The organism is Gemmata palustris (genome assembly GCF_017939745.1).
GTDB classification, from domain to species: Bacteria; Planctomycetota; Planctomycetia; order Gemmatales; family Gemmataceae; genus Gemmata; species Gemmata palustris.
Map to the genome: position 1 here is coordinate 741716 of NZ_JAGKQQ010000002.1, position 12358 is coordinate 754073.

Here is a 12358-nt window from a genome sequence, read left to right on the forward strand (position 1 = left end):
TTCCAGCTCGGTCCGAATTCGCACGGCCTGCTCGGTAAAATTCCGTTGGAGACATGGTTCCAAAAGTGGTCGCGCGACCACTTGCTTAGATGAAGGAGATCGGCTGGGCGAATAATTGTGGCCATTTACTAGATGACATGCGCACAATAATCGCTGTTTTTGGCGGCACCGATTCCGACGGTACCACTACCACCAGCGAGGATCGACGATGGCGGGTCGTAAGCGACGCAATGGAGCGGGTGAAATCGAGAACCTGCCCAGCGGCAGGTTCCGGGCGAGGAAGTCAAAAGTTATCGATGGCAAACTGGTCCGCTCGTCCCAGACCTTTGACACGCGGAGGGAAGCAGCTCATTGGCTCAAAGGCGACCAGCCAGCGGTGCGTGTTAGCACCGTGGGCGAGTGGCTCGACATGTGGCTGGAACTCATCAAGCCGGACAAGGCCGCGAAGACCTACGTCAGCGACAAATGGCGTGTAGACAAGCACCTCAAGCCCCGGATCGGGACCGTTAAGCTCCGTGATCTCACGGTCCTGATTGCGACGCAGATGCTCGCGGCGATGGCCAAGGACGGTAGGAGCGATTCGGAACGCCACAAAGCGGGGTCGCTGCTACGGCGAGCGACCCGGTCCGCTGTGATTTACCAACAGTTACCGTCCTACCCCCTCACCGGGTTCAAGCTGCCGAACGTGAAGCCCGAGGAAAAGCAGAGCTTGACGGCCGAGCAGGTGCGGGCGTTCGTCGCCGCGGCCGAGGACTTCGACAACCTCGGTCACGTCATCCAACTCTGGGTGGACGCGGGCTTACGGTCAGCAGAAATGCTCGCCCTGGAGTGGGGCGACTTCGATCCGGTCGCGGGGACCATCCGCGTCTGCCGATCGCTCGAGCTCATCACCAACACCGTGAAGGAGCCGAAGACACGCAAGAGCCGGCGGACGATCAAGATCTCCGCAAGTACGGTTCAGGAACTGATAAAGACGCGGCCGGCTGGGGCGAAACTTGTAGTTCCCAATTCGGACGGTGGCTATTTCTGGCAGTCGAATTTCATGAAGAAAGTGTTCGGCCCGATCCGCAAGGAAGCGAATTTGGAATGGGTAACACCGTACACGTTCCGGCACACGATGGCGACCCTGCTGTTGCGAGCGGGTGTGCCCGTCAAGGTCGTGAGCGAGCGGCTCGGCCACGAGGACGTGATGACCACGCTCCGCACCTACACGCACGTCATGCCGGGCGATCAAGAACGGGCTGCGGCGGTGATGGAATCCGTCTTAGTGCCAATTCAAGAAAGCCCCGTAGTAGGGGAAAACACTGGGCAACGAAACTGAGGGAGCCGGCGGAGAGAGAGGTATCGCAAGAGACGTGGGGATAGGCTGCTCGGTCTAACACGTGCGGCCGAGGTGAAACGACCGGGTCGCGGGGCGATTGGGGGAAAGGAGTTGCGGGGTGCGGGCCGGGGCCGGTATTCTGCGTGTTAGGTTGGTACGCGTAATCATCGGTTCGGCACGCTGTCAGTTGGGCGGAGGCGGCGGTATGTCCCTACCACTGTTCAACCCGTTCGACCCGCGGTACGTGGCGGACCCGCACACCTACTACGCCCGGTTGCGGCAGACGGCCCCCGTCCAACGGGCCGTGTTGCCCGACGGGCAGGCAGTGTGGCTGCTCACCCGGTACGCCGACGTGGAGGCAGTGTTTACCGACCCGCGGATGGTTAAGGATCCGCGGAGCGCCTGCTCGCCGGAGCAACTCGCCCGGATGCCGATCCGCCCCGAGTCGACGCGGTACGCCCGCACCAACATGCTCTCCCGCGACCCGCCCGACCACACCCGGCTCCGGCGGCTGGTGTCGAAGGCGTTCACCCCGCGGATGGTCGAGCAGTTGCGGCCGCGCGTTCAAGCGATCGCCGACGCCCTCCTGGACGCGGTCGCCGACCGCGGCGAGATGGACGTGATCGACGAGTACGCCTTCCCGCTGCCGATCACCGTCATCGCCGAGATGCTCGGCATCCCGGCGGCCGATCGCGACCAGTTCCGCGAGTGGTCCGACGCGATCCTCACGGCGATCCCGCCGCAGCCCGCGACCCCGGAGGCGGTCGCGGCGTTGGAGGGGTTGGCGCGGTACCTCGGGGACCGGTTCGAGGACCGGCGGCGGGCACCAGCGGAGGATCTGATCACCGGGCTGGTGCAGGCGGAGGAAGCGGGGGACAAGCTGAGCAAAGACGAGTTGCAGGGGATGGCGTATGTGCTGCTCGTGGCCGGGTACGAGACCACCGCGAACCTGATCGGCAGCGGGGTGCTGGCGCTGTTAGAGCACCCCGACCAACTCGCCCGGCTGCGGGCCGACCCGGCGCTCATGCCGTCCGCCGTCGAGGAGCTGCTGCGGTTCACCTCGCCAGTGAAGACGTCCACCGTGCGGTACGCGGCGGCAGACGTGAGCGTGGCCGACGTGGTCATCCCGAAGGGGGAGATGGTGCTTGTCATCATCACGGCGGCCAACCGCGACCCGGCCCGGTTCCCGTCCCCGGACACGCTCGACATCACCCGGCCGGACAACAAGCACCTCGCGTTCGGGCACGGCATCCACTACTGCCTGGGAGCACCGCTGGCCCGGCTGGAAGGCGAGATCGCGTTCGGGACACTGTTACGGCGGTTGCCCGACCTGCGGCTCGGGGTCGCGGGCGAAACCTTGACGTGGCGGCCCAGCTTCGGGCTTCGCGGCCTGGCGAAGTTGCCCGTCCGCTTCTGACCACGCGGCCGCCGAGACGGATGTCAAGAAGGCCGAACCACCCGCTGCTGAGCTGTGCCGTTCGTCCCGCTCAACCCACCAGCCGAAATCACTTCCGCATTTGGTGGGAGGTATGTCGGTGCGAGCTTACCAGATCAGCTACGGAAGCAGCTACGGACGTACCGCACGATCTGCCCAGCGTGCGAATGGCGAACTACGGACAATCCCTGCATTTCCTTGATGGCGTTTGTAGTCACTTGCAACGGGGCATGCGATGGGGTAAAAGGGTACGATCTGCCTTGTTTCTCTGGCCTTTGCGAGCAGTGAAAGCCCGTCCTGACGGAGCCTTCGGAACCGAGGGTTAGAGGTTCAAATCCTCTCGGGTGTACTCGACTTAAATCCTTTCGCCGAAGCAGCTTCTGCTTACATCAGTGTGCCGGGCGCGGCTTCCGAATGAGGCGTTTCGTGGACTGGCCCACAAAACTCCCGAGGAACCGCACCAATGACACGTCCCCGTAAACTCGTACCGCACTACCTTAAACGCACTAAAAGCGGCAAGGGCCGCTTGATCTGGACCCATGGCCTTTAGTTCTCGGGGGATGGGAAAGTTCCACCCCCTTGCCCACATCCACACATTACATGGCCCTGGGGCCACTACGAGAAATTACTTCCCGGTCCGTTCGGCTCGCCCGAATCTCTAGTCGGCCCGCTGCTTGGCCGATTCCACGCCGAGTAGACTGCGGAAGAACGCGACCGACGTGCTCAAATCGGCCACGTTCAGAGAGAGGTGGAAGCGGACGGGATCGCTCATGGTCTCAACAGGGCGGATCACTCGAAGTAGGTGTCGGTCCTCCCGTACTCGGCGTACTTCGTCTTCAGCCACGCATGGAACTCGCGGTAGTGCGCGTCCCGCTGGTCGCCGCCATCAGAAAGGGCATTGTAACTGAGGTACAACTGGCACCGCCAGCGCGCACTGACGTTGGGAGCGGAGCAGTGCGGGGTGAACCCGCCGAACACGGCCACGCCCCCGGGCTCAAAGAGCAGCGGCACGGCCCGCGCCTCGTCCACCGTTCCGGGCGGGAGTTCATGGTACTGGCCGTCCTCGGGCGAGAGCGGGCCGGTAGAGTAGCAGCCCGGGTACACCACCGTACACCCGTTGTCGCGATCGGCCGCATCAAAAGGGACCAGGATCGTGAGGAAGGTGCGGGGAACCCGTCCCACGCGATCCGGTCCTGGTGCAGCCCGCACCCCTTCACGCCCGGGGGCTTGTAGATCAACTTGTCTTTGAACAGGCACGCCGGCTCGTCGTGTACACTTCCCCGCGCGGTCACAAACGGAAAGCACATCAGCGCGATGTCCTGGAGCACCAGAGACGCGGTGAGCCGAGCCGAACCTTCGTGGCGAGCCACCCGGCCCCGAGGTTCACGGCCGGGCCGATGGACGAGGTGACCGAGGTACTCGTGTAGAACACGCTGCGGTCGAACCCGCGCGCGGCCAGGAGCGACTCGTCGAACAGTGACGTGCCCGCGGTGACCGACCCGTAGAACGAGGGCGCAAGGCCGAACACCCAGAACCCGGGCAAGGAGCGCGGCCCCGAGCGTGTACCGGTGTTCGTCCGCGCCCGGCGCCGCGGCCGTGGGTCGCGCACGAAGGCGAGTGCCGATGAACCGGCTCGCGCTCGCGACCTTCCTCCTCGTCGGGGGCAAGGTGTTCCTCCAAACGGCGTCCGCGGACGGGAAGACGCGAACCCTGCTGTGCTTCAGGTCGCTGGAAGAACGCGGCCGACAACTTAAGAACTCGGCAGGCGTCATTATATTCGTCGGGAACGAAACGTGAGTCAAGCGCCCCGTGGTACATTTGGGTTCGTGAACCCGACACGGTGCGCGGTAAGGGACCTTGCCTCGGAACACCCGGAGCGTTCGCGAACCAGCGGTACCGGCGCGCCCGTCCGTCCGGCTCGACACCGAGCGGCGCGCCCGACCCGATCGGGGTTCAGGTCCACGGGCCGGGCGGCGCGGCTCGGGGCCGGTGCGCTCAACACAGTTTGGGCGGTGATCGGGCGGTTGCAACTCGAGTTCCAGCGCGGGCGCGCCGGCCCACGAAACGTGGCCGGGTACCCCCGGAACCGTAACCTAACACCCGGGCAGTAATCCAAGCGACGAGGAGATCGATCCCACATGCAACCTTTCAGATCCGTCCTGCGCGCGCTCCGTTCGGCCGGCTCGAGTTTCCCGGCAAAAGCCGTCGTCGCGGCCCTCGTTCTCGCACTGCCCGGCCGCACCGCGCGGGCCGACATCGGGATCATTTCGCCCGCCGAGGCCAAGAAACTCATCGAGGCCGACGACCCCGCGAAGCGGCCGATCGTGCTCGACACCCGCGGCGGGTACAAGGACTACTTCCGGGGGCACCTGCCGACCGCCCACCACCTGAACTTCGACACCCTGCGCGGCACGGACAACGGCGTCCCCGTGCAGTACCTCCCGGACGATCTGACCAAAGCCCTCTTGGTGCGCGCCGGCGTGAACAAGGACCGGTTGCACCTGATCTACGCGACCGGTGAGAAGCTGCCCAACGACGAGATCCTGAGCGCCAGCATGGTGGCCTACGTGCTGGAGAAGTACGGCGTGAAGGACATTCGGATCGTGGACGGGGGGCTCCCGGCGTGGAAGGCGGCCAAGCTCCCGGTCACCCAAGAGTATTTCGGCAACCCGAAGGGAGCCCTGCCCGAGAAGGGTAACCCGGATATCGCCCTGACCGTGGACGACGTGCTGAAGCGCAAGCCGGGCGCGGTTCTCGTGGACGCCCGGCCGCACAACGAGTACGTGGGCGACGACGAGATCTGGTTGCGGAAGGGGCACATCCCCGGCGCGATCAGCTTCCACTGGGCGCGGCTCATGGAGGCGGACAACACCCACCAGTTCCTGCCCTTCGAGAAGGTGAAGGCGCAACTCGCGGCCGCGGGCCTGACGGCAGACAAGGAGATCCTGGTGTACTGCGGCACGTCCCGCGAGGGCAGCCTGTTGCGGTTCTACCTGAAGCACGTGGCGAAGTACCCGAACGTGCGCCTCTACGAGGGCTCGTGGAAGGAGTACGCCGCGCTCAAGCAGCACCCGGCCGAGACGAAAGAGAACAAGCCCAAGTAGCCCCACATGACCATCACGATCCTGTTTCTCGCGGTCTGCTTCGTGGCTTTCACGAACGGGGCCAACGCCAATTTTAAGGGCGTCGCCTCGTTGTACGGCAGCGGAACGACGACGCTCCGCACGGCGGCGCTCTGGGGAACGGCGGCGACGTTCGCGGGTTCGATCGCGGCGCTGTTCCTGGCCGGGGGCCTGCTCGCCTCGTTCCGCGGGCGCGGGATCGTCCCGGACGAGCTGGTCGCGTCCCGGGAGTTCGTTTGCGCCGTGGCCGCCGGCGGAGCGCTCACGAGCTTCCTGGCCACTCGTTTCGGCTTCCCGGTCTCCACCACACACGCCCTGGTGGGCGCGCTGGCGGGTGCGGGGTTGGCCGGTAGCGGGGAGGTGCGGTTCGCCGCGCTGGGGAAGCTGTTCTTTTATCCCCTGTTTTTTAGCCCGGTCGTCGCGGCGGTGGCGGGCGCCGGAGCATTTCTGATCCTCAAGTCGGTGCGCCTGATGCCGGACCGCCGCACGCCGGCGCTGGACGTGTTGCACTTTCTGAGTACCGGTGCCGCGAGTTTCGCCCGGGGCCTCAACGACACACCGAAGATGGCCGCGCTGATGCTCGCCGTGCCCGGATTGGAAGTCCACTGGGGGGTTCTGATCGTCGCTCTGGCCGTCGCGATGGGCGGGGTGCTCGACGTCGATCGGGTCGCGGAAACGCTCGGCAAGAAAGTCACGGGGATGAACCCCGGTCAGGGCTTCGCCGCGAGTTTGGTTACGGCCGGGTTGGTAACGACGGCGAGCTTGCACAGCTTGCCCGTGAGCACGACCCACGTCAGCGTGGGCTCCCTATTTGGAATGGGCGTGGCCTCGCGGCAGGTACACTGGCGGAAGGCGGGCGAGATCCTGCTCGCGTGGGTCAGCACGGTGCCCTGCGGCGCGCTCCTCGCGGCACTGGCATACGGGCTGATGATCCGATTTTAGATCGCGGGCACCAAGCGGGTCGTGGGGCGCGCAAAAATCGGAGGCTTCCCGGAAGAGGGAAGACGTGTAGCGTCTGCCGGCTCCGAGCGGGCCGCCCGCCCGTCCCGAGGACGCAGATACGAGCACTCACGGAACGGACTAATTCGTATCAACGAAACGGGCCGCGGGGCGACAGGAGATGATCCCCCGCCCCGCGGCCCAGCAGCCGGGGCCTCGTCTCTTCACCCGAAGGGACGAGGGCGGACGTCACTCGCTCACAACGGAGCCGTCGCCGACACCGTTCACCGCGACCCAAATCGGCCACGACATGCTCGTGCTGATGTTGCCGACCGAACCGTCCGCACGGGCCACGTTGACCGAGCTCCCGTGCATCGAGCTCGCGCCGGGCCAGTCGCAGTTAATGCCCCACGCGGTCAGGTACGTCGGCGGGAAGCTGTACGGTGCGGTGAGCCCGCTGAGCCACTGCCCGTCGACGCTCGGCGTCGCGGAGCCGTCCGCGCCCATGTACGGGGGGAACTTCGAGGTGCCCGCGTACCCCGTGAACACGAACGCCGAGCGGAACACCGCTTCGCCGCCGCGGGCGCGGAGTGTGCCACCGCCCTGCGCGTTGAACGGACCGTTCTTGAAGCCGTAACTCGTAGCTTCCGCGATCGCCACCACGTTCGACGTGCCGTCGGTGACGTCGGCGAACTTGAACGTCCGGGTGACCGTGAACAGCCCGGAGTAGTCGCCCGTCGTGCCCGTGCCCGGGTTGAACACGGCCGTCGACCACCAGTGGTACCCTTCGCTCCCGGCGTAGTTGGTGACGGTGAGGTTGTGCGTCTCGTCGGACTTGGCGTAGCCGGGGTCCGAGGGGCAGCGCAGGAGCCCCACATCGGTACTCATGATCGGTTGCCCCCACGCGGGGGCGTTGATGTTCGTCTGCTTGAACAGGTTGTCCTGTTCAACGAACGGCAACAGGTGCGTGAGCCAGGTGTGGTGGTTGGGCGGGGCGCTCGAGGACGGCACCGGCTTGGCCACCGTGAGCACGCCGGCCGCCGGGAACTTCCCGTTGGAGTCGTGGTAGTTGTGCAGCGCCAGGCCGAGCTGCTTGAGGTTGTTCTGGCACTTCATCCGGGCCGCGGCCTCGCGGACCTTCTGCACGGCCGGGAGCAGCAGCCCGATCAGGATCGCGATGATCGCGATCACGACCAACAACTCGATCAGCGTGAACCCGCGCTTCGATCGAGAGAGAGAAGGGACAGACATTGACACCTCGGGAGAAGGAGCCACTCGCTCGGGCGGGAGTAATGAGCAGCAAGAACAATTGAGATGGGACCACGAAAATCACTTCTAAACTTCTCCGACGAGCCAGTCAAGTACAATCAAGTTAGTATCGACTTGATCTAATATAGTTCTCATGCGTTGCTAGCAGCCGTGATAAATGCGCTACGATATGAGAGCCGATGTCAAAGATCGTATCGCTGCATATTCTCGCGTGATATTCTTCGAGCAGCGGGCGCGGGCCGCGGCCACTCGGGTCGCCGCGCACGGAACGTGCTCGCACATTGTGTGCCGCGGCCCCGCTCATCGCGCCTTCATGTCACCGAGTCAATAATTTGCGCGTTAAGAAAAGGGCCGTCGCCCTTGAGCTATCTCGCCCCGTGGAAGTTCGGGCGAAGTGCATCACGGGAAAGTACGGAATCGGCATTCCAATTCCGCAGATCGAGTCGCGGTTGGCTCAACGGGTCGATCGGGTACGCGACCGCGATCCCGGGACCGGTATTGAACCGCGGTTGGGGTGCTCGGTGGTGCGGCCCGTCGCTGGCGCCACTGGCGAACAATTACTGCGGACCCGAGTAGGGCGGCCGAAAGAAGGCGCCGCGCCACGAGAACCGTTTCAACGAAACGGCTACGGGAGATGGGGCAAGCGGGTGTAGTGAGTGAGGCGCGGGCCTTGGCCTCAAGACTTATACGGCCCTGCGGTCACACGGACGGTCTTTAGCAGCCGCGCCCTTCGGGGCCGTTCCCGCACTGTCCGGGGTAACAACGGAACAGTCACGCATCCGACTGCCAATTAGTAGATTAAGATCGCAACACAGACGGAATAGAGAAAAATTTGATAGTTCGACCACGTGTTTCCGGTGAAGCGCTTGCCGAGCAAGTGCTTGTGGTGTGAAATGTGAGCGCCGGGAGCGGGCCGAACGATGTCCGCTCCCGGCGCGTCAGCGTCGGCGCTCCGCCGGTTCTCCGGGTGCGTGCCGCTTCCCGAGGAAAATCGTATGCCACGCCCGCTCTCCTGTTGGCCGGTGCCCGCCCGTTGGCTGCTGTCGGCCGTCGCCGTGGTGCTCGTGGGGCCGCTGCACGCCGCCCCGCTCTCCCAACCCAAGGGCGACGCAAAGCCGGCCGAACTACCGGCCGTCGCGCCCGAATTCGACAAGGTGCCGCTCTTCGACCTATCGAAGGGGGCCGGACTACCCAGTTACCTGAAGGCGTCGCCGACCATGCTCGGGGACGCCAGCGGGCTGCGCGGCGGCGAGGCCCGGGTCACGACCCCCGACCTGGGTAGCAAGGATTTCACCTTCGACGTCCTGTTCCGGTTCAACGACGGGGAGAAATCGATCGCCCTGATCGGAGTGACCGCGGCCGCACCCGTGACCCGGGCGGCCGACGAGGGCGTTTCTTCGGCCGTTCACAGCCCCGGGCTCGGCGGCTACACGACCCTCGGCAGCACCGGCGGGACGGAGTTCCGACTGGGGACGTTCAAGACGGACGGCCCGCACCTGTACCGGATCGACAAGAAGGGGGACGCGCTGACGGTGGCAATCGGCGAGTGGAAGGACGGCAAGTTCAGCCCGTACTCCGTCAAGGCCCTCACCATCTCGAAGGACACCCCGGTTCTCAAATCGGGCGGGGTTCCGTTCTTCGGTAACGAGGCCACGTTCCTGGGGGTGCGCCTGGCCGTAGACGGCAAAGTGGTCGATCCCGGGAAGCCGGCCCCGCCCCCGGCCGACCTGTCGAAGATCCCGCTCACTCCGCTCGGCGGGGCCAATCCGCTCCCGAGCTACCTCGGCACCGACGCGGCCGGGGTCGCGGACAAGGACGGGCTCCGCCTCGACAACTCCGCGTACCGGACGAAGACGACCGGGCTCGTCGAAAAGGACTTCGTCTTCGACGTGCGGTTCCGGTTCCAGGACGAGGAGCAGAGCATTTTCACGATCGGGCTCGCCGGCGCGAAGGGAGAAGGCATCAGCTCGCGGGTCCACGGACCCGGGCACGGCGGGTACGCAACCCTGGCCATCACCGGACAGGAGGAGTTCCGGTTGGGGGCGTTCAAGACGGCCGGCCCGCACACCTTCCGAATCGAGAAGCGCGGCCCGACGCTGACGCTCGCCATCGGCACAGAAAAGGACGGGACGTTTACTCCAATTGTAACGAAAACGATCCCGCGACTCACGGCGACGGCCCCGTGTCTGACCCCGAAAGAGTGTGCGGTGTTCGTGTCCGGGAACGGGGGCAAGTTGGAGGCCGTGCGCTTCGTGGTCAACGGAGAAGCGCACGGCGGGAACGTGGCCGGCGGCTCGAAGGGTGGCACCGAGCCCAGGCCGACCGACCCCAAGCGCCCGGCCGCGGCCGCCGATAACGGTATCGAGGGCCGGGAGCACCTGATCCGGCTGACCGGGGCGCCGCTCCCGTCGTACCTCGGTGCGCACCCCGGCCTCACCTTTGAACCCGCGGGCGGACTGGTGCTTCACGACCGCCTGATTCGCACCGCAGCGGCGGACTTCGCCACCAAGGACTTCACCTTCGACGTGGTGTTCCGATTCAAAGAGAAGGAACAAGCGATCTGCCTGGTCGGGCTCGGGGCCGCGGAGCGGCGGCCCGGGGGCGGCATGGACCTGAAGGACAGCGTGTGCTCCCGGCTCCACGGCCCCGGGCACGGGGGGTACGGAACGGTGAGCGTTTCCGGACAAGAGGAGCGCCCGCTCGGCGCGTACAAGTCGGCCGGCCCGCACATGTTCCGGCTCCGGAAGAAGGGCAACGTACTCACGATGGCCGTGTGCGTCGAGTTCAAGGGTACGTTTACCGCCCACATCGAGCGGTCGATCACTGACCTGAAGGCGGCTGCCCCGTTCCTGACCAAATCGAACAGTTGGCTCTTCATCGGCGCGGACGGGGTGGTGGAGTCGGTTCGACTGGTGGTCGATAGCGAACCGATCGAGTCCCGGGATCTGGCACTGAACCTCCCGGCCCGCGTGGTCGCCGGTCGGTCACTGGGACAATCTCTGGTCGCGGCCCCGGGGGGCAAGAAGTTCGCGGTGGCGTCCGGTCCGAAGGGGCTCACCGTCAGCACCGAGGGCAAGGTCTCCTGGGTGCCGACCGCCGAACAACTCGGGCGCCACGAGGTCCGGATCAACGTCGCCGGTCCGAAGGACACGGCCCAAGCGATTCTCGCGGTCGAAGTCGTCTCCGCCGAGGACGCGGCCGCCGTCAACGGGAACTTGGCCCGGATCGACAGCCTGTACCAACTACCGCTGGCCGCGGGGCCGACCCACATCGGTCCCGGGCTCGACGGGAAATCCCTCCTTCTGGTGGAGGGGAACCGGTTGCGGCGACTGACCGGCGGGGGGATCACGGTGAAGGAGGAGATCCGCCTGCCAGCGCGCTACGAGCGGCTGTTCGAGCGGGCCGATTACTTCGTCGGGCTGTCGGACGAGAAGAAGGCCCTGCACGTGATCGACAAGAAGACGCTGAAGGTTCGGCGGAGCGTCAAGATGGATTACCCGGCCCGGACCGACCTGGCCCCGCACCCGACCCGGGCACTCTGCTACGTGTGCGTCGTGACCGGCGGGGAGGGTCCGCCGGCCCGGGTTCTGATCGTCGAAGAGGACACCGGGGACGTGCAGGAGCCGGCCGGTCTGTTCGGCTCCTGGGCCGTGGTGTCGCCCGACGGGCGCAACCTCTACGCCGGCTACCGGGAACTGTACCAGAAGGGCGCGCGCCTGCTGTTCAACCCCGACCGGATCCACGTCGTCCCGGAGTACGGGACGTTCGACGCCCTGCTGGTCTACGACATTACCCGCGCCAAGCCGGTGATGCGGCACCTCAAGGAGGAGCCGGGCGGGAACGGAACCGGGCTGGTGCTGTCGCCGGACGGGAAGCGCCTGACGTACCTGTCGCACACCGGGTACCCGATTTCTTCCGACCAGATCCCCGCGTGGTCGCCCGCGTCCCTGGACAAGCGCCCGATCGGGTACTCGACCAAGGCGGACAAGGCGTCGACCCTCTGGGTCGCGTACCACCCGGTACTGGACATTGCCGCGGCGCCGGCCAAAGCCGGGGCGGTGTGCTACGACCGCGAGACGGGCGAGGTCGAACCGAAGCGGGCGGACCTCACGTACCCGTTCCTCGGGGAACCGGCGGTGAGCCGGGTGTTCTTTTCGCCCGACGGTCGGCACCTGCTGTTGGAGTGTGAGGAGAACGGGAAGCGGTCGCTGCGCCGGGTCCGGCTCAACCTGACGGCCGCAGAGGTGGCCCGGTTGCCGAAGTGAACCGCAG

9 protein-coding genes are annotated in these 12358 nt (G+C 65.8%); 6 read left to right on the forward strand and 3 right to left on the reverse strand.

Going from position 1 to position 12358, the window contains the following annotated elements; all coding sequences use genetic code 11:
* Positions 1–376 precede the first annotated feature (376 nt).
* Positions 377–1321 (forward strand): tyrosine-type recombinase/integrase, encoded by a 945-nt coding sequence (locus tag J8F10_RS37500; protein WP_210663483.1) that lies wholly within the window; start codon positions 377–379, stop codon positions 1319–1321.
* A gap of 205 nt (positions 1322–1526) precedes the next feature.
* A complete protein-coding gene (locus J8F10_RS37505) occupies positions 1527–2738 on the forward strand; it encodes a cytochrome P450 family protein (RefSeq protein WP_210663485.1) in 1212 nt (403 codons plus the stop codon).
* Between the two features lie 807 nt (positions 2739–3545).
* Here the strand turns inward: J8F10_RS37505 and J8F10_RS37510 are convergent.
* Both J8F10_RS37510 and J8F10_RS37515 read right to left on the reverse strand, forming a co-directional pair.
* Positions 3546–3938: a phytanoyl-CoA dioxygenase family protein gene (locus J8F10_RS37510; RefSeq protein WP_210663487.1), complete on the reverse strand. Its 393-nt coding sequence runs from the start codon at positions 3936–3938 to the stop codon at positions 3546–3548.
* Between the two features lie 124 nt (positions 3939–4062).
* Positions 4063–4299 (reverse strand): hypothetical protein, encoded by a 237-nt coding sequence (locus tag J8F10_RS37515; RefSeq protein ID WP_210663489.1) that lies wholly within the window; start codon positions 4297–4299, stop codon positions 4063–4065.
* 80 nt (positions 4300–4379) lie between these two features.
* On the opposite strand from J8F10_RS37515, the gene J8F10_RS37520 reads away from it, so the two are divergent.
* The 3 genes from J8F10_RS37520 to J8F10_RS37530 all read left to right on the forward strand — a co-directional run bounded on the left by J8F10_RS37520 (position 4380) and on the right by J8F10_RS37530 (position 6820).
* Positions 4380–4553: a hypothetical protein gene (locus J8F10_RS37520; protein WP_210663491.1), complete on the forward strand. Its 174-nt coding sequence runs from the start codon at positions 4380–4382 to the stop codon at positions 4551–4553.
* A 341-nt stretch (positions 4554–4894) separates the two neighbouring features.
* Entirely contained in the window at positions 4895–5860 is a 966-nt protein-coding gene (locus J8F10_RS37525) for a sulfurtransferase (RefSeq protein WP_210663493.1), read from the forward strand.
* Between the two features lie 6 nt (positions 5861–5866).
* Entirely contained in the window at positions 5867–6820 is a 954-nt protein-coding gene (locus tag J8F10_RS37530; RefSeq protein WP_210663495.1) for an inorganic phosphate transporter, read from the forward strand.
* 246 nt (positions 6821–7066) lie between these two features.
* Here the strand turns inward: J8F10_RS37530 and J8F10_RS37535 are convergent, their stop codons facing one another.
* Positions 7067–8068 carry a DUF1559 domain-containing protein gene (locus tag J8F10_RS37535; protein ID WP_210663497.1) on the reverse strand — a complete coding sequence of 334 codons (1002 nt, stop codon included), beginning with the start codon at positions 8066–8068 and terminating at the stop codon, positions 7067–7069.
* 1013 nt (positions 8069–9081) lie between these two features.
* Between J8F10_RS37535 and J8F10_RS37540 the strand changes: the two genes are divergently transcribed.
* The gene (locus J8F10_RS37540; RefSeq protein ID WP_210663499.1) at positions 9082–12351 is read left to right on the forward strand and encodes a YncE family protein; all 3270 of its coding nucleotides are present in this window, start codon (positions 9082–9084) and stop codon (positions 12349–12351) included.
* Positions 12352–12358: the final 7 nt, after the last annotated feature.